Origin of the sequence: Bradyrhizobium sp. ISRA442, from assembly GCF_038085055.1 — a bacterium.
Classification (GTDB): domain Bacteria; phylum Pseudomonadota; class Alphaproteobacteria; order Rhizobiales; family Xanthobacteraceae; genus Bradyrhizobium.
The window spans coordinates 184,191-209,731 of record NZ_JALGCN010000004.1; the positions used below are offsets into that span (position 1 = coordinate 184,191).

The 25,541-nt window shown below is 64.0% G+C and carries 26 protein-coding genes and 2 pseudogenes; 17 read left to right on the plus strand and 11 right to left on the minus strand.

The window, feature by feature from the left end; translation table 11 throughout:
* Positions 1–12: 12 nt before the first annotated feature.
* The 4 genes from alr to MTR72_RS10435 all read right to left on the minus strand — a co-directional run bounded on the left by alr (position 13) and on the right by MTR72_RS10435 (position 4,886).
* Positions 13–1,263, minus strand: a complete 1,251-nt coding sequence (gene alr, locus MTR72_RS10420) for an alanine racemase (protein WP_280971003.1) — start codon at positions 1,261–1,263, stop codon at positions 13–15.
* Positions 1,264–1,309: 46 nt separating this feature from the next.
* Positions 1,310–2,815, minus strand: a complete 1,506-nt coding sequence (locus tag MTR72_RS10425; RefSeq protein ID WP_280964311.1) for a replicative DNA helicase — start codon at positions 2,813–2,815, stop codon at positions 1,310–1,312.
* A 516-nt stretch (positions 2,816–3,331) separates the two neighbouring features.
* Positions 3,332–3,505 carry a hypothetical protein gene (locus MTR72_RS10430; RefSeq protein WP_280964310.1) on the minus strand — a complete coding sequence of 58 codons (174 nt, stop codon included), beginning with the start codon at positions 3,503–3,505 and terminating at the stop codon, positions 3,332–3,334.
* Between the two features lie 130 nt (positions 3,506–3,635).
* Positions 3,636–4,886, minus strand: coding sequence for an SAM-dependent methyltransferase (locus tag MTR72_RS10435; RefSeq protein WP_280964309.1), 1,251 nt, complete (start codon positions 4,884–4,886; stop codon positions 3,636–3,638).
* A gap of 278 nt (positions 4,887–5,164) precedes the next feature.
* On the opposite strand from MTR72_RS10435, the gene MTR72_RS10440 reads away from it, so the two are divergent.
* The 3 genes from MTR72_RS10440 (at position 5,165) to MTR72_RS10450 (ending at position 7,358) form a co-directional block, all read left to right on the plus strand.
* Positions 5,165–6,175, plus strand: a complete 1,011-nt coding sequence (locus MTR72_RS10440) for a hypothetical protein (RefSeq protein WP_280964308.1) — start codon at positions 5,165–5,167, stop codon at positions 6,173–6,175.
* Positions 6,176–6,279: 104 nt separating this feature from the next.
* Positions 6,280–6,876 (plus strand): TetR/AcrR family transcriptional regulator, encoded by a 597-nt coding sequence (locus tag MTR72_RS10445; protein ID WP_280964307.1) that lies wholly within the window; start codon positions 6,280–6,282, stop codon positions 6,874–6,876.
* A 14-nt stretch (positions 6,877–6,890) separates the two neighbouring features.
* The gene (locus tag MTR72_RS10450) at positions 6,891–7,358 is read left to right on the plus strand and encodes a PaaI family thioesterase (protein WP_280971002.1); all 468 of its coding nucleotides are present in this window, start codon (positions 6,891–6,893) and stop codon (positions 7,356–7,358) included.
* A gap of 121 nt (positions 7,359–7,479) precedes the next feature.
* Here the strand turns inward: MTR72_RS10450 and rplI are convergent, their stop codons facing one another.
* The 4 genes from rplI to rpsF form a co-directional block, all read right to left on the minus strand.
* Positions 7,480–8,085, minus strand: a complete 606-nt coding sequence (gene rplI, locus MTR72_RS10455; protein WP_280964306.1) for a 50S ribosomal protein L9 — start codon at positions 8,083–8,085, stop codon at positions 7,480–7,482.
* A 49-nt stretch (positions 8,086–8,134) separates the two neighbouring features.
* Positions 8,135–9,106 (minus strand): DUF2232 domain-containing protein, encoded by a 972-nt coding sequence (locus MTR72_RS10460; protein WP_341510348.1) that lies wholly within the window; start codon positions 9,104–9,106, stop codon positions 8,135–8,137.
* Positions 9,107–9,240: 134 nt separating this feature from the next.
* Positions 9,241–9,480 (minus strand): 30S ribosomal protein S18, encoded by a 240-nt coding sequence (gene rpsR, locus MTR72_RS10465; RefSeq protein WP_011441353.1) that lies wholly within the window; start codon positions 9,478–9,480, stop codon positions 9,241–9,243.
* A gap of 5 nt (positions 9,481–9,485) precedes the next feature.
* Positions 9,486–9,956, minus strand: coding sequence for a 30S ribosomal protein S6 (rpsF, locus tag MTR72_RS10470; RefSeq protein ID WP_280964304.1), 471 nt, complete (start codon positions 9,954–9,956; stop codon positions 9,486–9,488).
* A 333-nt stretch (positions 9,957–10,289) separates the two neighbouring features.
* Between rpsF and MTR72_RS10475 the strand changes: the two genes are divergently transcribed.
* From MTR72_RS10475 to gmk, 9 genes are all read left to right on the plus strand, one after another.
* Positions 10,290–10,994, plus strand: coding sequence for a TetR/AcrR family transcriptional regulator C-terminal domain-containing protein (locus MTR72_RS10475; RefSeq protein ID WP_280964303.1), 705 nt, complete (start codon positions 10,290–10,292; stop codon positions 10,992–10,994).
* A gap of 3 nt (positions 10,995–10,997) precedes the next feature.
* Entirely contained in the window at positions 10,998–12,023 is a 1,026-nt protein-coding gene (locus MTR72_RS10480; RefSeq protein ID WP_280964302.1) for a fatty acid desaturase family protein, read from the plus strand.
* Between the two features lie 323 nt (positions 12,024–12,346).
* Positions 12,347–13,306, plus strand: coding sequence for an ACP S-malonyltransferase (fabD, locus tag MTR72_RS10485; RefSeq protein ID WP_280964301.1), 960 nt, complete (start codon positions 12,347–12,349; stop codon positions 13,304–13,306).
* Between the two features lie 11 nt (positions 13,307–13,317).
* Positions 13,318–14,055, plus strand: coding sequence for a 3-oxoacyl-[acyl-carrier-protein] reductase (gene fabG / locus MTR72_RS10490; protein ID WP_280964300.1), 738 nt, complete (start codon positions 13,318–13,320; stop codon positions 14,053–14,055).
* Positions 14,056–14,369: 314 nt separating this feature from the next.
* Entirely contained in the window at positions 14,370–14,609 is a 240-nt protein-coding gene (locus tag MTR72_RS10495) for an acyl carrier protein (RefSeq protein WP_008551805.1), read from the plus strand.
* A 105-nt stretch (positions 14,610–14,714) separates the two neighbouring features.
* On the plus strand, positions 14,715–15,980 hold the full coding sequence (gene fabF, locus MTR72_RS10500) for a beta-ketoacyl-ACP synthase II (protein ID WP_280964299.1): 1,266 nt from the start codon (positions 14,715–14,717) through the stop codon (positions 15,978–15,980).
* A 126-nt stretch (positions 15,981–16,106) separates the two neighbouring features.
* Positions 16,107–17,375, plus strand: a complete 1,269-nt coding sequence (gene mltG / locus MTR72_RS10505) for an endolytic transglycosylase MltG (RefSeq protein ID WP_280964298.1) — start codon at positions 16,107–16,109, stop codon at positions 17,373–17,375.
* Between the two features lie 114 nt (positions 17,376–17,489).
* Entirely contained in the window at positions 17,490–18,377 is an 888-nt protein-coding gene (locus MTR72_RS10510) for a YicC/YloC family endoribonuclease (protein WP_280964297.1), read from the plus strand.
* Positions 18,378–18,380: 3 nt separating this feature from the next.
* Positions 18,381–19,040: a guanylate kinase gene (gmk, locus tag MTR72_RS10515; RefSeq protein WP_280964296.1), complete on the plus strand. Its 660-nt coding sequence runs from the start codon at positions 18,381–18,383 to the stop codon at positions 19,038–19,040.
* Here the strand turns inward: gmk and MTR72_RS10520 are convergent.
* The gene (locus MTR72_RS10520; protein WP_280964295.1) at positions 18,973–20,313 is read right to left on the minus strand and encodes a hypothetical protein; all 1,341 of its coding nucleotides are present in this window, start codon (positions 20,311–20,313) and stop codon (positions 18,973–18,975) included. The two genes, gmk and MTR72_RS10520, sit on opposite strands and share 68 nt — an antisense overlap.
* A gap of 721 nt (positions 20,314–21,034) precedes the next feature.
* On the opposite strand from MTR72_RS10520, the gene MTR72_RS10525 reads away from it, so the two are divergent.
* Entirely contained in the window at positions 21,035–21,334 is a 300-nt protein-coding gene (locus MTR72_RS10525; protein WP_280964294.1) for a hypothetical protein, read from the plus strand.
* Positions 21,335–21,448: 114 nt separating this feature from the next.
* Here the strand turns inward: MTR72_RS10525 and MTR72_RS10530 are convergent, their stop codons facing one another.
* Entirely contained in the window at positions 21,449–22,087 is a 639-nt protein-coding gene (locus tag MTR72_RS10530; RefSeq protein ID WP_280964293.1) for an HD domain-containing protein, read from the minus strand.
* 522 nt (positions 22,088–22,609) lie between these two features.
* On the opposite strand from MTR72_RS10530, the pseudogene MTR72_RS10535 reads away from it, so the two are divergent.
* From MTR72_RS10535 to MTR72_RS10550, 4 genes and pseudogenes are all read left to right on the plus strand, one after another.
* Positions 22,610–23,559: pseudogene (locus tag MTR72_RS10535) on the plus strand (NADP-dependent oxidoreductase).
* Between the two features lie 202 nt (positions 23,560–23,761).
* Positions 23,762–24,490, plus strand: coding sequence for a class I SAM-dependent methyltransferase (locus tag MTR72_RS10540; protein ID WP_280964292.1), 729 nt, complete (start codon positions 23,762–23,764; stop codon positions 24,488–24,490).
* 192 nt (positions 24,491–24,682) lie between these two features.
* Positions 24,683–24,823: pseudogene (locus tag MTR72_RS10545) on the plus strand (LysR family transcriptional regulator); the annotation flags it as partial.
* Positions 24,824–24,880: 57 nt separating this feature from the next.
* On the plus strand, positions 24,881–25,135 hold the full coding sequence (locus tag MTR72_RS10550) for a DUF6894 family protein (protein ID WP_280964291.1): 255 nt from the start codon (positions 24,881–24,883) through the stop codon (positions 25,133–25,135).
* Positions 25,136–25,183: 48 nt separating this feature from the next.
* Here the strand turns inward: MTR72_RS10550 and MTR72_RS10555 are convergent, their stop codons facing one another.
* Entirely contained in the window at positions 25,184–25,420 is a 237-nt protein-coding gene (locus MTR72_RS10555) for a hypothetical protein (protein ID WP_280964290.1), read from the minus strand.
* Positions 25,421–25,541: the final 121 nt, after the last annotated feature.

Here is a 25,541-nt window from a genome sequence, read left to right on the forward strand (position 1 = left end):
GGGACGAGCCGCTCAGGTTGGCAGCGGCGGCGGGCTCGCCGGCTGCTCGGCGGCCGGTGCAGGTGCCGGCTTTGCGATCGGCTCTACCACGTTCCCGCCCTTGTAGACGCGGGCGTAGCGGCGGCCGAGACTGGTCAGCACCTCGTAGCCGATGGTGCCGAAATGATGTGCGAGCTCGTCGACGGTGATGCCTTCGCCGAGCAGCGTCGCCATGTGGCCGCGCCGCGCCGCATTCGGCGGCAGTTCGGTGATGTCGATCGCGATCAGGTCCATGGAGACGCGGCCGGCCACCGGGCAGCGCTTGCCCGCCACGATCACCTCGGCACCGCGGGTGCCGTCATTGGAGCTGGCGGCGCGGAAATAGCCGTCGGCGTAACCAACCGCGACGATCGCGAGCTTCGTCGGCCGCCGCGCGGTCCAGGTGCCGCCATAGCCGACGGTCTCACCGCGCTCGAGATTGCGGGTCTGCACGATGCGCGCCTTGAGATCGACGACCTGCTGCATCGGATTGTCGGCCTCCGGCGTCGGGTTGACGCCGTAGAGCGCCGCACCCGGCCGCACCATGTCGAACTGGAAATGGGCGCCCAGGAAGATGCCGGAGGAATTGGCGAGCGCGGCCGGCACGCCCGCGAACGCGCTGGCGATGCTGCGGAAGGCGGCGAGCTGTTTGGCGTTGACGGGGCTGTTGACCTGCTCACCCGAGACCAGATGGCTCATCACGAGCGTGATGCCGTGATCGCCGGCATGGATGCGGGGGATGATGGCCTGCGCCTCCGCGAGCGTCAGCCCGAGCCGATTCATGCCGGTGTCGACGTGGATGGCGGCCCCGCCGGTCCAGCCGGTACGGCGGCAGAACACATCCCATTCGGCGAGCTCGTTGAGATCGCCGATCACCGGCCGGCAATTGATGTTGGCGTAGTGCTCGCCGGTGTTCTGGAAATAGCCGCCGAGCACGTAGATCGTCGCCTCGGGCACCGCGGCGCGCACAGTGCGTGCCTCCTCGATGGTGGCGACGAAGAAGGTCTTGCAGCCGGCCTTGCTCAGCGCGCGCGCGACCTGCGCGGCGCCGCAGCCATACGCGTCGGCCTTGACCACCGCCGAGCATTCGGCCGGAACGGCGGTTTTCTCGAGCTTGCGCCAATTGGCGATGATGGCATCGAGATCGACGGTGAGCACGCCGCCGAAGGCTGCAAGCGCAGCGGCCTGGTTGGCCTCCGCGGAAAGGAGGCCGGTCTGCAGGATCATTTTCGGGTCCGACGCCACTGTCATGGCATCGTTTTACGCAAGAGGCAGGCGCTGTTCAAGGAACTCAGTAGTCGCTGCGGTCCGGCAACTGACCATCATGGGCAAGGTCGCCGAAGCGCGTGACCGAGGAATCGAAGTGCAGTTCGACCGTGCCGGTCGGACCATGGCGCTGCTTGCCGATAATGACTTCGGCCCGGCCGACCGTGCGCTCCATGTCGGCCTGCCATTTGGCGTGTTCCTCGGTGCCGGGACGCGGCTCCTTCATGGCGAGGTAATATTCCTCGCGGAACACGAACAGCACGACGTCGGCGTCCTGCTCGATCGAGCCGGATTCACGCAGGTCCGAGAGCTGCGGCCGTTTGTCGTCGCGCGATTCGACCTGACGCGAGAGCTGCGACAACGCGATCACGGGTACGTTGAGCTCCTTTGCCAGCGCCTTCAGGCTGGTCGTGATCTCGGTGATTTCCTGCACGCGGCTGTCGCTGGCGCGCTTGCCCGAGCCGGACAGAAGCTGGATGTAGTCGATCACGAGCAGATCGAGGCCCTTCTGCCGCTTGAGACGGCGCGCGCGCGCCATGAGCTGCGCGATCGACAGACCGCCCGTTGCGTCGACATAGAAAGGCAGCGACTGCAGCTCGATCGAAACCTGGCGGATCTTCTCGAAATCGGCTTCCGAGATGCCGCCACGGCGGATGTGGGAGGAGGGAATGCCGGTGCGCTCGGCCACGATACGCGTGGCGAGCTGGTCGGCCGACATTTCGCAGGAGAAGAAGCCAATCACGCCGCCATTGGCGGCCTTCATGGTGCCGTCGGCCTGGAGTTCTGGAACGTAGGCTTGCGCGACGTTGTAGGCGATGTTGGTCGCAAGCGAGGTCTTGCCCATGCCGGGACGGCCCGCCACGATGATGAGGTCGGAGTGCTGCAGGCCGCCCATCTTGGTGTCGAGGTCGCGCAGGCCCGTCGAGATGCCCGACAGCTTCCCATCGCGCTGGAAGGCTTTCGCCGCGAGATCGACCGCAACCGTCAGCGCCTGCGAGAACTTCTGGAAGCCACCGTCATAGCGTCCGGACTCGGCGAGTTCGTAGAGACGCCGCTCGGCGTCCTCGATCTGCGCCCGCGGCTGGAAATCGACCGGCGCGTCATAGGCGACATTGACCATGTCCTCGCCGATGCCGATCAGGTCGCGCCGAAGCGACAGGTCGTAGACAGTGCGGCCGTAGTCCTGGGCGTTGATGATGGTGGTCGCTTCCGCGGCGAGGCGCGCCAGATACTGCCCGATCGTCATGCCACCGACGTCGGTATCGGCGGGCAGGAACGTCTTCAGCGTCACCGGCGTGGCGATCTTGCCCATCCGGATCAGGCTGCCGGCGGTTTCGAAAATGGTCTGGTGCAGCGGCTCGAAGAAGTGCTTCGGCTCCAGGAAGTCGGAGACGCGATAAAAAGCGTCGTTGTTGACCAGGATCGCGCCGAGAAGGCTCTGTTCCGCCTCGATGTTATGCGGCGCGCTCCGATAGGCGGGAGTTCCGGGATCGGGCGCGAGTTTGAGGACGGTGGAATCAGTCAGAGCCATAGTTCGTGCTTGTCATTGGGAGCGCGGGTCGGGGATAAAGCGCTTCTCTCCGCCACAGAGAAAGCACTCCCGTGCCTTATGCCCGATTCACACAATCCGGTGTGTGAATCCTCGCGTCACGTCCTGTCAACGTCTTGACGCTGGAATCGCGGCGCGAGGCGAGGCGCTGCTTAAGCGTTGCGACCGTGCGCGCTTGAGATGATTAGGGAATTCTTGAACGGAACTTAGCCTGATTCCGACAAGGTGATCTGCCGCGGAAAAATCCGGATGACGTGAACCTTATATGTCGGCGCGCCGACCCATCCATGAGAGCGCGCACGAGTCGGCACGCTGGCCAGCTTTCGGCTCGGGCTCAGACCAGCAGGAGGTAGACCAGCGCAACCAGGGCCGCTCCGACGCCTGTGGCGATCAGGGCGTAGTCGGTGCGGAGGTCGTCCTGCACGTCGAAGGAGGTTCGGGTCTCTTCGCTCATGGCGACGGAATAGGCCAGGGCGGACCAGATTTATGTGAACCAGTTCACATCTTCCCGGATTCTTTCGGGGTGGCGGAACGGGAAAGCGGGCAGGAGGTTTGTCCGCTGAAACCCGTCGTCAGAAAGACGAGGCAATCGATGCGGCCAGAACGGCGGCCCCAGATTTGGCGAAGCGAGGCAGGCAGCCGGCGTTGGCTGTCGGCGCTGATCGCCGCCATGGAGGATGCCGCGCGGCCGGAACTGCGGCGAGAGCCGGTCCCGGCCGAGACGCTCGCCCGAGTGCGCGTACAATTGGCGCTCCCGGCCTCTTTCGGGCCCCATCGGGCATCAGCGCTGCGTCACTAACCCTTATTCGCCTGCGAGCCTCAGTCTGGGCTTGGTGCCGCCTTCGAGGCCGCGCAGCCTGGCCTCTTCATGTCCGATATAGTCCCGCGTAACCGGCACCACACCCTGGCGGCGGGTGAGCTGGATCTGGAAGTTCATCATGCCCTGTTTGCGGAAGGTCATCTCGCAGGCTGCGAGATAGAATTCCCACATCAGCGCGAAACGCTCGTCGTAGAGCTGCACGGCCTCCTCGCGCCGCGCCATGAACCGCTCCCGCCAGGCCTTGAGCGTCTCGGCATAGTGCAGGCGCAGGATCTCGATGTCGCAGACCAGGAGCCCAGCTCGCTCGATCGCAGGAAACACCTCCGACAGGGCCGGGATATAACCGCCGGGGAATATGTATTTGGCGATCCAGGGATTGGTGGAGTCGGGGCCCTGCGACCGGCCGATCGAGTGCAGCAGCATCACGCCGTCCTCGCTTAGCAGCTCGGCGCAGCGCTTGAAATAGGTGTCATAGAACTTCACGCCGACATGCTCGAACATTCCGACCGAGACGATGCGGTCGAATGGCCCGTCGATGTCGCGATAATCCTCCAGCAGGAAGCGCGCCGATCCGGTCAGGCCCTTCTCGGCCGCGCGCGCGTTGGAGACCTGCAACTGTTCTGTCGACAGCGTGACGCCGGTGACGTCGGCGCCCGCGATTTCGGCGAGGTAGAGGCCAAGCCCGCCCCAGCCCGAGCCGATGTCGAGCACGCGTTGCCCGCCCTTGACCAGGAGCTTTGCCGCGATGTGCCGCTTCTTGGCGAGCTGCGCATCGTCAAGCGAGGTCTCCGGCGTCTCGAAATAGGCGCAACTGTACTGCTTGTCGGCATCGAGGAAGAGCGAATAGAGCCGGCCGTCGAGATCATAGTGATGGGCGACGTTGCTGCGCGAGCGCGAGCGCGGATTGAACTGTTTGAGGTGCCGCGTCAGGTAGCGCAGGTGCCACCACGGTTTTGCCCATTGCGGCAATACGTCGGGTTGATCGAGCAGGATCGCGAGGACATCAGCTATCGTGCCGCGCTCGACGATGAATTCGCCATCCATATAGGCCTCGCCAAGCCCGAGTTCGGGATTGATGAGGATCCGTCGCTGCGCATCCGTGGTGACGAAGCGGACTTCCACCGGCTCGCCGGAGCCATCGCCGACGGCGAATTTCATCCCGCTCGCGGTGGTCACCGTCATCGACCCGCGGCGGATGAATTGAGACAGGAATTTACGCAACAAACGGTCCATCGCCACCCTACCTCCCGAGCGAACCCGAAAAGATGCGACTAACCCGGCCTTCTGTTCTGACGCCCAGGGACCGGATCGGTTCCTATGCGTTTGCATCTAAATGTAGTGGAGCTTGTTCCGACCCGCTATTGCATTGTGTACAAAGCCGATATTCGAAAATCGCGTAATCACATCCTTGCGCGATGAGCCGCCTTCCATTCATGCCACAATCGGCTAAAAGGTGACCGCCGCGCGGGATGACGGCTGTGTTTGCAGTTTTTTCAACGGAGATGATGGGAATGTCGAGCCGAGCGCTCAGCCTCGCGACGGTATTGCTTCTGATCGGCTTTGGCGCGACCGACGCCGTTTTTGCGCAGGCCACCAATCTCGAAGCCGGCAAAAGCCCGTCGCAGCTTTTCGCGCAGACCTGCAACGCCTGCCATAAGAGCCCGCGGGGACTCTTGAGGACGGTCGCGCCGGGGTCGCTACCGGGCTTCCTGCGCCAGCACTACACCACGAGCCCGGACATGGCGGGCATTCTCGCCTCCTACCTTGTCTCCAACGGTGCCACCGACACTCGCTATCAGGCCAAGGACGGCAAGGACAAGAAGGACGGCGCCAAAGAGAAGGACGCCAATACCAATCCCGCGCAGGCGCCTGAACATCAGGGGCGCCGCCAGCGCTCGCAGGAAGCGGCGAAGCCGGAGGGCGAGGGCGCGGCTCCGGCGCCTGAGGGCGCACGCCAGAAGCGCATGGCACGACCGAGCGAGGAGGGCGCCAAGGAAGGTGCCAAGCCGGAGGCCGCCAACGAGCGCACTCACGAAGGCCGCAAATCCAAACGCATGAGCAAGCGCGGCAGGCCGGAGCGCGAAGAGGCGCCGAAGGTCGACGCCGCGGCACCGGCCGACGACAACAAGGGTGAAGCCAAATCTGAGCCGAAGGCCGAACCCAAGAGCGAGAGCGCCAAGGTGGATGCCGGGCGCGATGAAGCCAAGCCGGATAACGCGAAGGCGCCCGAGAAGCCCGCTGAACTGAAGCCGGACAGCGTCAAGGTCGAGCCGAGCGGCGGCGAGACTCCAGCGCCGCGGCCTGAGCCGGCGACGCCGGCCCCGCCGGACGCCGCTGCGAAGCCGGCCGAGTCCGCCGCGCCGACCGAAGCGGCCGCGTCCAAACCGGCCGAGACGACGACCGGCGGCAGCTCTGAGCCGGCGGCAAAGCCGCAGGAGCCGCCATCAACCCCGACCGCCGCGGCACCTCCACCGGCAGCGACGGAGCCGTCCGGCCTGCCGACCCCGCCGATCTCGCGATAGCAAATCGTCAGCTCAAGGCCACGGAGGTCGCGTCGATCGCGGCCTCCGCATCGTCTTGACGGTGATTAGAGTGTTGCTCTAGAGTTATGCTCTAGGAGGCGCCAATGTCATCCGGCGTGCGTGACGACTTGTTGGCAGCGGGGCTCGCGGTGTTCGATCGCGTCGGCTTCGAGGCTGCGACGGTGGCGGCGATCCGCGCCCGCGCGCGCGCCTCGAACGGCAGCTTCTTCCATGCCTTCGGATCGAAGAAGCAGCTCGCCGGCGCGCTGTTCCTCGAAGTGCTGCGCCATTATCACGCCGCGATGCTCAAAGCGCTCGATCCCCTGCCGGATGCCGGGCAGGGCATAGATCGCCTGATCCGCGCGCATCTCGACTGGGTCGTGTTGAGCCGGCGCGAGGCGCGCTATCTGTTCGAGATCTCCCGCAGAGAATGGAGCGAGGACGTCCGCGACGCCCAGCGCGCGCAGAACGCGCGTCTTGCCGAAGGCATCGAGCGCTGGCGCGCGCCGCTCGTTGCGCGCGGGGATCTCCTGCCGATGACGCCCGTGATGTTCATCAGCCAGCTCATCGGCCCGGCGCAGATATTTTGCCGCGCCTTTCTCTCCGGGCGCGATCGGATCGATCCGCGCAGCGAGGCCGATACTTTGATCACCTGCGCTATCCGCGCGTTGCTGCCGCCCGAGGGTATCAACAGAAAATGAGGAGCGGCGTCATGATAGGAACCGAGGCAGATCCCGATTTCGCAGCCGTAGCGGAGCGCATCCACGCCAATGTCGGTCGGCAGGGCTTCATGAACCTGGTCGGCGCTGAATTGTCAGAGCTGTCGCGCGGCACCTGCACGATTGCGGTGGAACGCCGGCCCGAGCTGCTGCAGCAGCACGGCTTCTTTCATGGCGGCGTCACCGCCTTCCTCGTCGACAACGCCACGACGATTGCGGCGGCGACCTCGCGCGGCCAGCCGGCGCTGACCGCGGAATACAAGCTCAATCTGCTGGCGCCCGCGGTCGGCGAAAAGTTGATCTGCCGGGCGCGGGTGATCAAGCCGGGCCGCCAGGTCGCGGTCGTTGCGGCCGACGTGTTCTGCCTCACCGACGGCGTGGAGAAGCACACGGCGACGGCACTGGCCTCGATCGCGATGCTGACCGAGGACGTTGCCGCGAAAACGAAAAGCCCGGCCGCGTAAGGCGGCCGGGCTAGTTCTCTCGTCATTGCCGGACTTGACCCGGCAATCCATCTTTCAGCGAGAAGCCCTTATGTGATGGATGCGCGGGTCAAGCCCGCGCATGACGTGTTGTATTCGTGGCTTACTTCTCGGTCTCTTCCGCAGCCGGCGCCGGCGCGAGCTCCTCGTGCTGGGCTTCCGGATCGAAGAACTCGCCGGCGGCGGCGATCGCCTCGGCGGCCGCATCGCGGTCCTCGTTGCGGGTCGAGATGTCCTCGCCGCGGTTGATGCGATCGGCCTCGTCCTGGCTGCGCGCGACCGTCACGGTGATCTCGACTTCGACCTCTGGGTGAACCGCGACGGTCAGCGTGTGCTTGCCGATGGTCTTGATCGGCGCGTCGAGCTGCACCTGCGGACGGTCGAGGTGCACGCCGTCGGCCTCGAACGCGGCAACGATGTCGCGCACGGTGACCGAGCCGAAGAGCTGGCCGGCTTCGGAGGCCTGGCGGATCACGATGATGTTCTTGCCTTCGATCTTCTCGGCGACCTTGGACGCCTCGCCCTTGGCCTGGAGATTGCGCGCCTCGAGCTCGGCCTTCATGCCGTCATACTTGGCGCGGTTGTCGGCGGTCGCGCGCAGCGCCTTGCCGCGCTTGAGCAGGAAATTGCGGGCATAGCCGTCGCGAACCTTCACGACTTCGCCCATCTGGCCGAGCTTGTTCACGCGTTCGAGCAGAATGACTTCCATAACGTTCTCCTTTGAAGTGTTGTGCGAGTCTTAGTTTTCAGGGTTGGACTTAAGGGGTTGGCAGCGGCGGCGGTTGCCTGTTGCGCAGGAAACGCTCGCGAACGCCGAACACGGCATCGGCGAGACCGAGGATCACCATCGCGATCACCGGCCATCCGAACACGACGACGACGGCGTAGGCCGAGCCGAGCCAGAAGGCGCGGCTCTTCAGCGCGAGCGTCAGCGTGTGCAGCACGGCAAACCCAGCCAGCGCGTAGGCCATCATCAGCGCCGCCGTCGTGATCTGTGCGACGATTGCGAGCAGCCCGCCGGTAAAGCAGAACGCGAGCGCGACGCACAGCACTACGAGCGTCATGGTCGGCAATTCCGCGGTCATCAGGTTCGGCCAGGGGCGGCGCAGCCGGCCGGAGGTCGCGGTCACCTTGGCGCTGAGCCAGAGGTTGAGGGTGAGCGTCATCATCGAGATAATGGCGGCGGCGGCCGGTGCGATCCGCACCAGGGCGTCGATGAACTGCTCAGCTTCACCAGTGGTCTGCGGATCGGCGGTATGGAGGATGCGCATCAGGCCGCGGCGCAACGTGCTGGTGATGGTGTCGGCGTCGGTGCCGAGCGTGAGGAGGGCGGCCATCGCGGTCAGTGTGGCAAACCCCGCTATCCACAGCAGGATGCGGCCGACCGGGTACCATTCGATCTCGGGTTCGGCCGGCGACTCGGTGGCGTCGGGAGGTGCGCCCACGTGTCGGCCGAGCAAGACGAGGTGGCCAAGCCACCAGGCCGGCAGTGCGACGGTGACGGCGAAGGCGATGCAATAGGGAAGGCCGAACAGTGCGCCGAGGCCGATCGCGGCCGCGATACCGCCAAGGCTCGCGCAAAGCGGTCCCCAGCCAATCGCGACGACCATCAGCGGCAATGGTGCAAGATAGAACAGGACCAGCGAGATCAGCGCGCCCGAAACGATCGAGGCGAACATTAGGGCCGACGCAGCGCCGGCGATCAGGGCTATCAGTCCAAAGGTCATCATTAGCTGTCCCGCCCCTTCCGAGCGGTTAGAGGCATTGTTTGCCCCAACCATCGGCAACCGGACGACCCGGAAGCCTTATGAGTTCATAACGTCGCGACCGGCGGCGTCGTCGCCGCCGGTCGAAGTCGGTCGTATCAGCGGATCACGTAGGGCAGAAGGCCCAGGAATCGCGCGCGCTTGATGGCGCGGGCGAGTTCACGCTGCTTCTTCGCGGAAACCGCCGTGATGCGGCTCGGCACGATCTTGCCGCGCTCGGAAACGTAGCGCATCAACAGCTTAGAATCCTTGTAGTCGATCTTCGGCGCGTTCGGACCCGTGAACGGGCAGGTCTTGCGGCGACGGAAAAACGGACGGCGGGCGCCAGCTTCAGCCATGTTTCTTACTCCTCATCCGTCGTGGTTTCGGCTTCCTCGCGGGGGCGGCGCGGACCGCGGTCACCGCGGAAGCCACCCTCACGGTCGCCACGGAAGCCGCCTTCACGCTCGCCGCGGAAGCCGCCGCCACGGTCGTCGCGCTCGCGATCGCGATCAGCCTTGCGCATCATCGCGGACGGGCCTTCCTCGAGCTCCTCGACGCGGATGCTGAGATAGCGGATCACGTCTTCACTGATGCGCTCCTGGCGCTCGATCTCGGCGATCGCCGCCGACGGCGCGTCGATGTTGAGCAGCACGAAGTGCGCCTTGCGGTTCTTGTTCATGCGGTAGGTGAGGGAGCGCACGCCCCAGTTCTCGGTCTTGGTGACCTTGCCGCCGAGACCTTCGACGATCCCGGTCATCTGCGTGGTCAGCTCTTCCACCTGCTGCGGGCTCGCGTCCTGACGCGCGAGAAAAACATGCTCATAAAGAGGCATGGATGTCCTTTCCTCATGTTGGCGCTTCACCCGGCGTCAAGCCCTTAAGAGACCTTCGGAAAGGACTCTGGGATTAAGCTCAGAAGGCGGAAACACGGGACGACGGGCCGACTGGCCCTGCCACACCAAAATCACGAAGGAATTTGCTGAGACCGTCCGTTCAGCTCCCGGCCGGGGTCTGCGGATGGCGCGCTTTATACGGATTTTGGCCGACTTTGCAAGGTTGCGAGGGCCAGTTTCGACCCGGATGGTCCCGGTGTGGGCGCTCAAAACAGGCCGAACCGGGTTGATTTATTTGTTTGTATATCATACAAATAAATCTGGGAGGATTCAATGGCGGGAAAATCCGTCCAAGCCCCGTTTGAAACGGCCGGCGACCCAAAGCACGCTGCGCGTGCCACGCGCTCGGCTGGTCGCAAGATGCGCTCGCTACTGCTCGACGCGGCGAGCCCGCTGTTCAAGGAGCGGGGGCTGTCCGGTACTTCGATCGCCGACATTGCAACCGCCGCAAACGCCTTCCCGAGCCAGATCACCTATTACTTTCGCACCAAAGAGGCGCTGTTCGTCGAATGCGCCTGCCGCGATCTTCTTTATCTCGCGCGCGCGACCGAGCAGGCGGCGCTGAGGGCGCGCTCGCCTCGGGAGTACACCCATGCGCTAGCGGAAACGGTCACGGCGAGCGATTCGGTTGCCTTCTTCGCCGAGGCGCTGACGTTGACGCGGCGGCGCCAGGATCTCGCGCCGCTGGTCGAACGCACCATCGAACGCCTGCATGCCGAGGGTGCGCGCGCCTATGCGGGGCAGGTGGCGCGGCATGGCTGGCGCTCCCTGCGCGCACCGGACGAAAGCTCCCGGCGATTCTGGGCCGTCGCGATCGGCGTCGTCCTCGAAGGTTACGCCATGGGCCGCTCACCCGAACAGCTCTGCGGCGAGATGCTGCGCGTCCTCGGCGAGCAGGCGAAATCGACAGACGATGCCGCGCGCCTGCGCCTCGTCGACGACGGCGGCGCTTCAACCTCTCAGGACGAGGAGAGTTAGGCCATGACCGCGCTTCGCATGCGTGCCCGCGATTTCCTCACCGAGGACCAGCTCGTCGATGTGCGCCAGCGTGTCACCTGGAAAGGAGTTGCGCTGATCGCGCACGCCTGGGCGCTGATTCTCGGCGCGATCGCGCTCGTCGCCTGGTGGCCCAATCCACTGACTTATGTTTTCGCGGTCGCCATCATCGGCTCGCGCCAGCTCGGGCTTGCGATCCTCATGCATGACGGCGCGCATGGCTGCCTGTCCGCCGACGAGAAGACCAACCTCGCACTGAGCCAGTGGTTCTGCGCCTATCCGCTCTTTGCAGAGACGCGCAGATATCGCCGCTATCACCTTCAGCATCACGCGCGCACCCAGCAGGAGGATGATCCCGATCTCGTGCTGTCGGCGCCGTTTCCGATCACCAGGCTGAGCTATCGCCGCAAGTTCATTCGCGACATCACCGGGCAGACCGGCTACCAGCAGCGCAAGGCACAATTGCTCAACGCGCTCGGCCCGAAGGACTGGCCGTGGCGCCAACGCGCCGCGCATTTCTGGGAGAAGCTCGGGCCGCAATGTGTCGTCAATGCCGCGATATTCGCGGCGCTTGCCGCGGCCGGCGTATGGTGGGCCTATCCGCTGCTATGGCTGGTGCCGCTTTTGACCTGGATGATGGTCATCACCCGCATCCGCAACATCGCCGAGCACGCTGTCGTTCCTGATAGCAGCGATCCCCTGCGCAACACCCGCACCACGCATGCGAATTTTCTCGAGCGTCTGTTCATCGCCCCGTACTACGTGAACTATCACCTCGAGCACCATCTCTTGTTCTATGTGCCCTGCTACAACCTGCCGAAGGTGCATCGCCTGCTGAGCGAGAGCCGGCATGCCGGCCGCATGGAGGTGCAGCCGAATTACGCCGCTGTGCTGCGGCTTGCCACGGCAAAGCCCGACCATGAGGATCGTCCCGGCCAGCTCGTGAACAGCGCGCGCCGCGCGCGGGCGGGCGCGGAGGTCGACGCCAACCAGACGGCCGGCGGGTTTTGAGGGGCGACACTCCCCAACATTCTTTCCTCGTCGTCCCCGGGCGTGCGCAGCGCGGGCCCGGGACCCATAACCAAAGGGAGCAGTTTGACGAAGACTGACAACTCCGAGTTCGCCCCAAACTCAATCCTGGGGTCATGAGCCCGCGGGGACGACACCGAATAAGTGGAAGGACCACCGGTCGGTTGCCCATCGCAGCTTGACATGCCGGCCTCGGTCAGTGTCTACGGCCCCCTTTGGAGCATGATCCGGAACCAGGGCAAAAGGTCGCGCTTAATCGGCTGCCGGTTCTCGAAGGTATCACGCTCGACAAGCAGGGAGCGCCGATGACGGCAGCATTCACATTTCCGGGGCAGGGGTCCCAGGCGGTCGGCATGGGCAAGGCCCTGGCCGACGCCTTTCCGGCGGCGCGCGCCGTGTTCGACGAGGTCGATGCGGCCCTCGGCGAGAAGCTGACGGCCACCATTTGGGATGGCCCGGCCGAAACCCTCCAACTCACCGAAAACGCCCAGCCGGCGCTGATGGCGGTCTCTGTCGCCACCCTGCGCGTGCTGGAGAGTGAGGCCGGTTTTTCCGTCGGGCGGGACGCAACCTTTGTTGCCGGCCACTCGCTCGGCGAATATTCGGCCTTGGCGGCGGCCGGCAGCCTGACGATTTCCGATACTGCGCGTCTTCTTCGCACTCGCGGTCTCGCAATGCAAAAAGCCGTCCCGGTCGGCGTAGGTGCCATGGCTGCGCTGCTCGGGCTCGATTATGAGGCCGCGATGGAAGTCGCCAACGAGGCGGCGCAGGGCCAGGTCTGCCAAGCGGCCAATGATAATGGCGGTGGGCAAGTAGTGGTCTCCGGCGACAAGACCGCGGTCGATCGCGCCGTCGAGATCGCCAAGGGCAAGGGCGCCAAGCGCGCGATGCTGCTGCCGGTATCCGCACCGTTCCACTGCAAGTTGATGCAGCCGGCAGCCGATGCCATGGCCGAGGCGCTATCGAAGGTGACGATCAAGGCGCCGGCGGCGCCACTGGTGTCGAACGTGCTGGCGAGCGCCATCACAGATCCCGACGAGATCCGCCGCCGCCTGGTCGAACAGGTCACCGGCACCGTGCGCTGGCGCGAGTCGGTTGCCTATATGGCAGGGCAGGGCGTCACCCGCTTCTTCGAGATCGGTGCGGGCAAGGTGCTCACCGGTCTCGTCAAGCGTATTGCGGACGGCGCCGTCGGGGTTGCGGTCGGCGGGCCGAACGACATTGCTGCTGCCAAGGATGCATTGGCCGCTGCGAAGCAGGCCTAGAGGAGTTATCGATGTTCGATCTGACTGGCAGGAAGGCGCTCGTCACCGGCGCGACCGGCGGCATCGGCGGCGCGATCGCGCAGGCCCTGCACGCGCAAGGTGCCACGGTCGCCATTTCTGGAACGCGGAAGGAAGTGCTGGATGAGCTTGCGGGCAAGCTCGGCGAGCGCACCCACGTGCTGCCCTGCAATCTATCCAAGGCCGACGAGGTCGAGGCGCTGGTGCCTGCTGCCGAGCAGGCGATGGGGCAGGTCGACATTCTCATCGCCAATGCCGGCATCACCCGCGACAATCTCTTCGTCCAACTCCGCGACGAGGACTGGGACGAGGTCATCAACGTCAACCTGACCGCGACGTTCCGACTCGCGCGCGCCGCCACCAAACTGATGATGCGTAAGCGCTTCGGTCGCATCATCGCCATTACCTCAGTGGTCGGCGTCACCGGCAATCCCGGGCAGGGCAATTACACCGCGTCGAAGGCCGGCCTGATCGGCATGATCAAGACGCTCGGGGCCGAGTACGCCAAGCGCGGGGTCACCGCGAACTGCATCGCGCCCGGCTTCATCAAGACACCGATGACGGATGCGCTGAACGACAAGCAGCGCGAGACGATTCTGACCAAGGTTCCGGCCGCGCGCCTGGGCACGCCCGAGGACATCGCGGCGGCCGCCGTGTACCTGAGTTCGAACGAAGCAGCCTATGTCACCGGCCAGACCATCCACGTCAACGGCGGCATGGCCATGATCTGAGGCCCTCGTTCCGCACTGCTCAAAGAGTGCGGTGCGGGGATGCGGCAAACGGCCGTTTCCGGAGCGAATTGAGGCTTGTAGTCAAGGCAGTTGAAGTATGATAACCGGACCTTCAACGGATGGGCGAAGAACGCCATTGCAGGTTTTTGAAACCCTGTATATTGGCGATGCGGAGCCTTGGCCGTCGTTCGCCGGGCCCTGCATCGGCTAGGATGGGGCCAAATCAAAGTTCGTAAGCGAAGGCAGTCAACGACCACGACGGCTCGTATCGTCCCGGGGGGTCGGGTCTACAGGGAACAACACGAGGTTAAGCAATGAGTGACATTGGCGAGCGGGTTAAGAAGATCGTGGTCGAACACCTTGGTGTTGAACCCGAGAAGGTTGTCGACAACGCGAGCTTCATCGACGACCTCGGCGCCGACAGTCTGGACACCGTCGAGCTGGTGATGGCGTTCGAAGAAGAATTCGGTTGCGAGATTCCGGACGACGCCGCGGAGACGATTCTCACCGTCGGCGACGCCACCAAGTTTCTCGAGAAGAACGCGAAGAGCTAAGGCTCTTCATTTCGCGGGACAACATTGAAACCGGACGGGCCGCTTTCGGCGGTCAGCCGGTTTCTTGTTATCGGCCGTGAATCTTTCAAAGCGGAGATTTGCGATATGAGGCGGGTTGTCGTCACGGGCCTCGGCATGGTTACGCCACTCGGCTGTGGCGTCGAGCCGACCTGGAAGCGCATCCTCAACGGCGAGAGTGGTGCGCGCCGGATCGAGAGCTTCGACGTCTCGGATCTCCAGACCAAGATCGCCTGCGTCGTGCCGCGCGGCGACGGCTCTGGCGGCAGCTTCAATGCCGACCAGTGGATGGAGCCGAAGGACCAGCGCAAGGTCGACGACTTCATCATCTTCGGCATGGCGGCCGCCAAGCAGGCGCTCGACGACGCCAACTGGCATCCGGAGTCCGAAGAGGACAAGTGCGCGACCGGGACCATGATCGGATCGGGCATCGGCGGCCTCAACGGCATCGCCGACACCGCTATCCTCCTGAAGGAGCGCGGGCCGCGCCGGGTGTCGCCTTTCTTCATTCCCGGCCGCCTGATCAATCTCGCCTCCGGCTATGTCTCGATCGAGCATGGGCTGAAGGGACCGAACCATTCCGTGGTGACGGCCTGCTCAACCGGCGCACACGCGATCGGCGATGCCGCCCGCCTGATCGCGCTCGGCGATGCCGACGTCATGGTCGCCGGCGGTGCCGAATCGCCGATCAGCCGCATCGGTATTGCCGGCTTCAACGCCGCGCGTGCGCTGTCGACCGGATTCAACGAGACGCCCGAGAAGGCCTCGCGTCCCTATGACAAGGATCGCGACGGTTTCGTGATGGGTGAGGGCGCCGGCGTCGTGGTCCTTGAGGAGCTCGAGCACGCCAGGCGTCGTGGCGCCAAGATCTATGCCGAAGTGATCGGCTACGGCCTGTCGGGCGATGCCTATCACATCACGTCGCCGTCACCCGATGGCGATGGCGGCTTCCGCAGCATGTCGGCGGCGCTCAAGCGCGCAGGCCTTTCGCCGTCCGATCTCGACTACATCAACGCGCACGGCACCTCGACGCCGCTTGGCGACGAGATCGAGCTCGGCGCGGTGGAGCGGCTGCTCGGCAACGCCGCGTCCAAGGTCGCGATGTCCTCGACCAAATCGTCGACGGGCCATCTCCTCGGTGCGGCCGGCGCGATCGAGGCGATCTTCGCGATCCTGGCGATTCGCGATAATGTCGCGCCGCCGACCATCAACCTGGACCATCCGTCGGTCCAGACCGCGATCGATCTCGTGCCGCGCACGGCGAAGAAGCGCGAGATCAATGTCGCGTTGTCGAATTCTTTTGGTTTTGGCGGTACCAATGCGTCGGTGATCGTCCGCCGACTGGCTCATTAGCTTGCGTTTGAGACGAATCCACCGTTTTGCCTTTTATCGGCGATAGTCATACTTGTGGGCGCGTGCATTTGGCCGGACAAGCGATTGTCAGGCCGTGATTGAACCGGCAGGATCCAGGTTGCTTCGATGAGTGAAAGGCCGCCCATTTCGCCCCGGAGCCCGCGGGCCGCGCTGGAGCCCGAGCAGGTCCCGCCGCCGCCGAAGCGATCGGACCGGGCGCGCAACCCCTTCGTGGTGGTCGGCAATGCCATCATCACCCTCCTGCTGATCAGCATGCTGGGCGCCGGCGCCGTCTATTACTACGGCCGCCAGGTGCTGGAGGCGCCGGGACCACTCCAGGAAGACAAGATCGTCAACATTCCCTCACGCGCCGGCAAGCGCGACATTGCGGACACGCTGAACAGGGAAGGCGTCACCGACGTCAATCCCTGGGTGTTCATCGCCAGCGTAGCAGCGCTGAAGGCGAGCTCGGATCTGAAGCCGGGTGAATATTCGTTCCAGAAGAACGCCTCCTTGCGCGACGTGATCGCCACCATCGTCGAGGGCAAGGTGGTGCAGCATGCCGTCACGATTCCGGAAGGCCTGACCTCCGAGCAGATCGTGGCGCGGCTCTCCGACAACGACATCTTCACCGGCGGTGTGCGCGAGCTGCCGCGCGAAGGCACGCTGCTGCCTGAGACCTACAAGTTCCCGCGCGGGACCACGCGCGAGCAAGTGATCCAGCGCATGCAGCAGGCGCACAAGCGCGTGCTCGCCGAGATCTGGGAGCGCCGCAGCCAGGATCTTCCGGTCAAGACGCCGGAACAGCTCGTGACGCTCGCCTCGATTGTAGAGAAGGAGACCGGCAAGCCGGACGAGCGCAGCCGCGTTGCCGCCGTGTTCGTCAACCGGCTCAAGCAGAAGATTAAGCTGCAGTCCGATCCCACGATCATCTACGGCCTCGTCGGCGGCAAGGGCACGCTCGGTCGCCCGATCAAGCGCAGCGAGATCACGCAGCCCTCGCCCTACAACACCTACGTGATCGACGGCCTGCCGCCGGGCCCGATCTCCAATCCCGGCCGCGCCTCGCTCGAGGCCGCCGCCAATCCGGCGCGCACCCGCGATCTCTATTTCGTCGCCGACGGTTCCGGCGGGCACGCCTTCACCGAGACCTACGACGCGCATCAGAAGAACGTTGCGAAGCTGCGCGCGATGGAGAAGCAGATCCAGAACGACACGGTCGAGCCGGCCGACGATGCGCAGGCGCCTGCCGCCGGAGCGCCCGCCGACACCCCGACCGCGACCACGCCGCCCAAGCCGACCCAGCAGAAAAAGCCGCCGGCGCGGCCCGCAAATCCCGCGCCTGCGCGGCAGGGCTCGGTGTGGCCCGCTTCGCCGCCGGTGGTCCAGCGCTAGGATCGCTGGCCCGCCTTACGAGACTTTGCGGATTCCACTTTCCTGCAAAATAGTCTTAAGATTCGCGTGCCTTGATGGCCTCACGAATCTTACCTGTCCGGAGAAACTTACCCGATGGCGCTGTCGTCCATGACCGGCTTTGCCCGAAGCCACGGCGCAAGCGGGCCGTATACGTTCGAATGGGAATTGAAGTCGGTGAACGCCAAGGGGTTTGACCTGCGGGTACGGCTGCCGCAGGGGTTCGACGAACTCGAGGCCCATGCCAAGAAGCGCGCGGGCGAGGTGCTCTCGCGCGGCACCGTCTACGCCAATCTCAACGTCAAGCGCACCAACGCCGAGGCCTCCGTCCGCATCAATGAGGACGTGCTCGCCGCCGTGCTGAAGGCCGCCGCCCAGATCGCCGGCAAGGTCGACGCGGTAGCGCCGAGCATAGACGGCCTCCTAGCCATCAAGGGCGTGATCGAGGTCGCCGAGCCCGAAGGCGACGAGGACGAGGACAAGGCGGCGCGCATTGCGGCGGCCGAGGCCTTCGACAAGGCGCTCGCCGATCTCGCCGAGATGCGCAAGCGCGAGGGCACCTCACTCGGGCAGATCCTGACTCAGCGCGTGGATGAGATCGAAGCGCTGGCGAAGCAGGCGGAGGCCGCGCCTGGCCGCAAGCCGGACGCGATCAAGGCCAAGCTTGCCGAGCAGATTGCGGCGCTGCTCGACACCTCCGATCGATTCGATGCCGACCGCCTGATGCAGGAAGCGATCCTGATCGCGACCAAGGCCGACATACGCGAGGAGCTCGACCGCATCGCCTCTCACGTCGCGCAGGCGCGCGAACTCATCGGCAAGGGCGGCCCGATCGGGCGCAAGCTCGATTTCCTGGCCCAGGAGTTCCACCGCGAGGTCAACACCTGCTGCTCGAAGTCGAACGATATCGAGCTGACCAACACGGGACTCGCCATGAAGAACGTGGTCGAGCAGTTCCGCGAGCAGGTCCAGAATCTGGAGTGATCGATGACGACGGGCGGTCACGGAACTGATGGTGTCGAGCGGCGCGGGCTGATGTTCGTGCTGTCCTCGCCGTCAGGCGCGGGCAAGACGACGCTGTCGCGGTTGTTGATCGAGCGGATGCCGGGATTGAGAATGTCGGTCTCCGCGACGACGCGGGCGATGCGGCCCGGCGAGGTCGACGGCCGCGACTATCTGTTCGTCGACAAGCCCAGGTTCGAAGCGATGGTGAAGGGCGACGAGCTTCTGGAATGGGCGACAGTGTTCGACAACCGCTACGGCACGCCGCGCGGCCCGGTCGAGGCGGCGCTGTCGGCGGGACAGGACGTGCTGTTCGACATCGACTGGCAGGGCACGCAGCAACTGCGCGAGAAGGCGCGCGCCGACGTGGTCAGCGTTTTCATCCTGCCGCCCTCGGCGGCCGATCTCGAGAAACGCCTACACTCGCGCGCGCAGGATTCGGACGAGGTCATCCGCAAGCGGATGAGCCGCGCCAGCCACGAGATGAGCCACTGGGCTGAGTACGATTACATCGTCATCAACCACGACGTCGATGAGGCCTTCGCCGAGGTGCAGTCGATCCTGAAGGCCGAGCGCCTCAAGCGCGAGCGGCGCGTTGGCCTCGTCGGTTTTGTGCGAAGTCTGCAAGGTCAGCTTCAGGGCTAGGCTGCATCAACCGCGGGCCTTCCTTCGCCAGCCGTTCCAGCATCTGGGTGATGACGTCGATATCGACTGCGTCGGCATTGAAGTCGTCAGGCTCTTCGACATGAGCCTCTTCGACTTCGACCTGTTCGATTTGCGTCTCTTCGGCCTTCGCCTCCTCGGGAGGAGCCTCTTCGATATGGGCATCGATTGCCGCGAGCTGCGGCGCGTGCGTCTTGGCCTCAAATGCCTCGACTTCGCTGCGGTCGTGCTCGTCCTCCACGGCCTTCTCATGCGCCTGGGACGCGTCGCGATTGTCGACGATCGAAATGGGTCTTGGTCTTGCGAACAGCGGTCTTGGGGCCGAGGGTCTGGGGGGCAAGGGTCTCGGGGCCACGGGGCTTGAGGCCATGGGACGCACGAGGTCGAAATCGACCGGGCGGGGGCGCTGCACGCTTGGTGCAGGTCCTGCATCGCGCCAGGGCGCACGGCTGTGGTCCTGGTCCTGTTGCTCCCAGTTGTCCCAATTCACGCGGCGAGGGCCGTCGGCGGCCTGGACGCGGATACGGGAGCCGGCGAATCGATAGATCACGCTGCCGATGACGCCCGCGAGCGCGAGTGCGCAGCCGATCACGAGCAGCAGCGTCGGCAGCGAGCCGGTTGGCTTGGCCGGGGCATCGGCCGCGGCCGGCGTCACCGGCGCAGGCGATTGTGGGGCGGGAGATTGAGCCGGCGTCGCGCTCGGCTGCGCTTCGGCTGTGACCGTCGGGGCCTCCGACTGCGGCTCGGGCGCCACTGATGTCGTTGAGGTGTCGGGCCAGCGGGTGGTGACCGCTGCTTGCTGCGGCGCATTGCTGTCAGCGGAGGCTGGGGGCGACTGCTGCGGCGCCGGTGCGGTCACATTTGATGCGGTTCCAGCCTGTGCCGTCACATATTCGGCGCGCGCGTCCTGGACCGAGTGCGGCGCTGCCGGCTCCGTGCTTGTCGTGCTAGTCGCGGTCTGCGCGTTCTGTGTGGTCGACGTCCGGGCCGCCTTGTCGCCTTCGGCACGCAGATACCAGCACTTCCGCTTGCTGCGATCGATGCGATAGAACCAGTGCTGTCCCTGTGGTGCGGTGGCTTTGGGCGAGGCGAGGCAATCGTCGGCCGTGGTCGCCGCGCTCGGCGTGCTCTGCGCCGCCGCCGCGCTCTGCGACGTGCTTGGCGCGTTCTGCGTCTGCGATACGGCTGCCAATGGCACGCCCGCGATGATGCTCGCGACGAGCGTGGATACGAATTTCGCGGATCGGTTGCCCATCCTGGTCTCCCGGTTACGCAAGCAACTTGTTAGCAACCCTTTCTCGTCAAAGAGTTGGGTCGCAATGAGCCGCAAATCCGGAGAGGATGAGGCTTAAATCGGGCTCGCGCCGTGTTCATCCCGCCCCGAAATCGAACACCTTTCGGCCGCGATTACTGCTTGATCGAGGTCCCCGAGCAACCGGAAGGGTCCCGAGCGCCCCGAGAGGCCATAACTACACATGGGCCGAGGCGGGTAGGGCATGGCCCAGAAGAGTTGGAGCACCGCTCGGGGCGACGCGGCATGCTGCCAAATGGACTTTCGCGGTTCACGACCGCCTCGAGCGCAAGAGCGGACATTCTGCCGGAGCTGCACGTCTGCGAAGGGCATTCGACGGCATTGAGGCTTGGCCTTGGGAGATGAGGGGAGGGCGATTGCATATGAAAGAGAGTTTGGCAGGCAGCCTCCTTGCGGCCCATCCTTCGAGACGCCCGCTTTTGGCGGGCTCCTCAGGATTGAGGTCCTCTTTTTTGCGGCGAAATCCAAGACCCTCATGGTGAGGAGCGCCGCCCTACGGCGCGTCTCGAACTATCAGGCCGCGTAGTTCGCAGCCTCTAAAGGTCCATACGCGATCGCCCTAGGAGACGAGGGAAGGGAAGCATCTTTTGAAGGCGGCAATAGGAACTGGGAAATGTTTGGAAGTTCGCGCGTTACCGGCCGGAGCGCACAAGAGGAGAAGTGTATGCGAACCGCAACCCTCGTGATGATTGTCTTCGCCACAAGCGCGATTGCCTTCCCGGCAACGGCACAGCAGCAACAGGCCGCGCCCAGTGAGCAAAACAAGATGGAGATGCAGCGTGATGTAGACAAAGGGCTCAAGACCAGCGAGCCGAACGAGCAGATGCAACGGGATGCAGACAAAGGCATCAAGACGCGCAACTCCGGACAGTCTGGCTACGTGGCCGACCAAGACAAGCCGGGCGCTTCCGCGCATCCTCCGGGTCAACCGGGAAGTGGGCAGACCACCGGTTCGGGCAGATAGGTGATCCGAGACAGAACCGTTAGCGATCCCTTTGGTCCGACCGCGCGGCGCTCGAAGTAGCCGCCCCAACACTCTGATGTTTTCGCAAGTCGTCACCGTTTGCGGAACGACGGCTCAGCTATGCCATGGAGTATTGCGGATTCGAGTGCAAGCGTTTGGCTTGCGAAATGCGGGGTCGTGATCTTCGATATAATCGACGTTAACTGTGCCGTATGTGGTCTGAGGCTTCCTCAGCGCCGAACACGTCTGAACCCGAATGAACTCATTCTTGAAATCACCGCGCGGAAACGCAGCAATGACCCGCTCGCGTTGCTCGGGCGTATAGTCGTCGTAGCCAATCCCGACCACGTCCACCAGAACACCCGCGTTCGTGAGCGCGATTTCCGGCCGCATGTATTGGGGGATGCCCGGCGTGGTATGTAGCGCGATCGCTTCCCACACCAGATCCGCTTTCGGTTCAGGGATGCCATGGCTTCTGAGAAATTCTCGCGCCGCATCGGCGCCGTCGACTTCGAAACGCTTGGCCTCGGTATGATAAGGGTCGACAAGGCCGAGGTCGTGAAAGAGTGCAGCAATATACAACAGCTCAGAGTCAAATTTCAGGTTCTGGCGGAGTCCCTTCATCGCGCCGAATATGAACACGCGGACCGAGTGATTGAACAACATCTCAGTTTCGTGTTGCCGCACCAATTCGGCGGCCTCCCGGGCGATCTTGCTGTCTGGAATTTTGACGCCGGAAATCAAGTCGGTCATTTCTAACTCCTATTTGCGCTGAATACAGCATCGCAAATTCTTAGTGGGGCTGTGGGAACAGTTGCCCACCAGATGGGTCGCAAAATCAGAACTGTAAGTACCTCGCGGTATGAAGATGTTGCAGTGAGATATTGAGACTGGTGCAGCATCTCGATCAGTCCTGTCGCTCCTGCGCAGCCTATTTTACGAGGCATTTGGCCAAGGTGCTCCAGGGCGGTTTCCATCGAACGGGACTCCGGACAGAACTCAAAGCCAATGTGCAGGATGCTCATTCCCAAGCTGCAGGAGCATCACTTCCGACAAACAGCGACAGCGTGTCAAAATGTCCGATGGAGAGCTGGCTATGAGGAGCTGATGTCAACGTCGCCTTTGGGCATTTGATATCCGCACATAGACGGGTCTTCATCTCTCACAGACGCCTGGCGTTTTGGATTGACTCAGGCGTGGAGCACAGAGCGATACAGGAACTCCAAAATGGCAAATGTCTTCGCTGGCAATACGAACGACGGTTCTGACCTGTGTATGTTGGCATGGCGCGTCCATGAGTTTGGACCGCCGGAGGTGATGAAGCTGGAGAGGATCGCCCGCCCAGAGGCTGCTTTGGGGCAGGTCCTGATCCGTGTTCACGCAGCAGGAGTCGGTCCCTGGGATGGCTGGATCAGGGCCGGCAAGAGCGCCTTGCCGCAGCCTCTTCCTCTTACGCTCGGCTCCGATTTGTCCGGAACGGTCGTGGCCTTGGGGTCCGACGTTTCCGGATTGGCTGTCGGAGATCAAGTTTTCGGTGTGACTAACACTCAGTTCCTGGGCGCCTACGCGGAATATGCCGTGGCCTCCGCCGGGATGCTCGCGAAGAAGCCGAGGTCGCTGAGCTATGCCGAAGCGGCTTCCGTTCCCGTCGTCGCCGTTACGGCGTGGCAGGGTCTATTCGACCATGCTCGCCTCGAAGCCGGTCAGACGGTCGTCATTCACGGAGCTGCGGGGAGCGTGGGCGCCTACGCAGTTCAGCTCGCTCGTCGCGCTCGCCTGCTTTCGGTCGCCACGGTGGGAGCGAAGGATGTCGATTACGTTCGCTCACTCGGTGCCGACAAGGTGCTGGACTATCATACCCAACGGTTCGAGGATGAGGTGAAGGATGCCGACGCGGTGTTCGATCTGGTCGGGGGCGAAACGCAATTGCGTTCCTTTGGGGTTCTTCGCCGGGGTGGCAAGCTGATCTCTGCCGTGTCCCAGCCTGATCAACATCGCGCAAAGGACCATGGTGTCACAGCGGCATTCTTTTGGTGGAAGTCACCACTGCGCGGCTGCGCACGATCGCCGAACTCATTGATCGCGGCGAACTGAAGGCGCGTGTGGGTGCAGTCCTCCCTCTCACCAGTGCGCGAGATGTGCACATGATGCTGGAAGGTCAAAGACCGCTTCCGAAAGGGAAGATAGTTCTCAATCTAGAGGGCGAAGTCACGGCGCCTGTGTGAGTTCGGGCTAACCAGGAGCGGTGCGGCAGCGAGGGGGCTCTGGCGCAACGCGGTCGGTCGCAGTCGTCCGAAAGCCAACACGGCCGACGGGCGGCTGACGTGCGGCAATGGGACGAGCAGTGCGTCAGCCCAAGCGTCGCATTGCCATAAGCCGAGCTCTTCCTTACGTGGGTGGCCGGGGCCAAGGAGTCAGTACGAGGAAATGGCGCAGAACATCTACGACAATTCTGAGTTCTTTGCCGGGTATAGCCAGCTTGCGCGTTCGGTCTGCGGGCTTGATGGTGCGCCGGAGTGGCCGTCCATCCGCGCGCTGCTGCCTGATCTTCACGGCAAGCGTGTCATTGACCTTGGCTGTGGTTTTGGTTGGTTTGCCCGTTGGGCAAGGCAACATGGAGCAGAGTCCGTGCTGGGGCTCGATGTCTCCGAACGCATGATCGCACGTGCCACGGCATCGACTGATGATGAGAATATTCGCTATGTCATCGCCGATCTGGAACGGGTGGAATTGCCCGAAGCAGAGTTTGACTTGGCGTATAGCTCGCTCGCTCTTCACTACATCGAGGATTTCGCAAGATTGATCGGTCACGTGCACCGGTCGCTGCGCCCCGGCGGACGCTTCATTTTCAGCATAGAGCATCCGATCTATATGGCCCCGATGCGGCCTGGCTGGTCGGTCGATGAAGACGGCTGCAGGACCTGGCCCATCAACCGCTATTCCGTCGAAGGATCTCGGAGCACGGATTGGTTCGCAAAGGGTGTGCTGAAACAGCATCGCACGATCGGAACGACATTGAACACGTTGATAGGCGCAGGGTTCGTGGTGCGCCACGTTCAGGAGTGGGCGCCCACCGCTGAACAGCTCGCTGTCCAGCCGGATCTGGCGGACGAAGTCGAGCGCCCAATGATGCTTATTGTGTCAGCTCAGCGGTAGGTGCGGCGCCATGGCGCACGCGGTGCGATAGAGTTCCGGGGCCTGCGGGCTGCGCACATACTCCGGAATGGCCGCGAGGCAGTGGCGATCATCCGCTTGCCGGCGCCTCTGCGTCACGAGCTGGCGGGGCTCGCGTATTCGCTGCTTTGGCGCAGGGCGAAATCCACAAGCTCGACGCCCCTATGACGCCCCTATATTGCATCAGGCGAGCTGGTGCGGGTGCTGGCGAACTGGTGCGAGCCGTTTCCGGGCTATCACCTCTATTATCCCAGCCAGCGGCAACCGACGCCCGCATTCACCCTGCTCGTCGAGACCCTGCGCTATCGGGGCTGAATGCACGCCAAGCGCAATATGCGGGTACCCCGGGGGTCGGGACAAATAGGAACTGTAGTGGCGACCGCCGAATTCCAACTCATGCCACGATTTTATTTCGACTACCATGACTGCAGCGGGACCATCGTCGACAACGGCGGGTACGATCTCTCCGATGGGCTCGCCGCCCGGCGGCTGGCGTGGGAATCGCTGGGGCAGGCTATTCTGGACGGCGCGTCTCGCAACGTGCTGGGAGAACTTGCAATCGAGGTGAGAGACGCTGCGGGCCCGGTGCTGCGTGTCTCGGCAATAATCGAGGTGGAGAAGCCCTGAGGCCGCGCCGCTCGAACAGGACCGCTCACCTTGCGCACGCACAGAGCATCATCGGGAACGCAACTCGCGGTCGCCTGAGACGCGAGTTCGCGCGTTATGCTCGCGGTAGGCGGTGATCGCCTTGTTGGCGAGCATCAACTGCCGGCGCTCACCGGTCCTGAGCTGCGCCTCGATGGAGTCGAGAATGACATTGGCAGACGCCTCGGGCTCGCCGAGCTCTCCGCTTTTCTCCAGAAAGCTCCAGGCAATGAAGAATGCGCTTTCGACGACGCAGCGAATGGACATGCGTTGCCAACGCGGTTCGAGCGGCCGCCGTTCCGCGTGCGCGGTTTTGCTCCGAACGAGTTTGCGGTTTCTCGCGTTGACGTCAGCGACGCGCTGGTCGGATCAATGAAAGGCGTGCGCG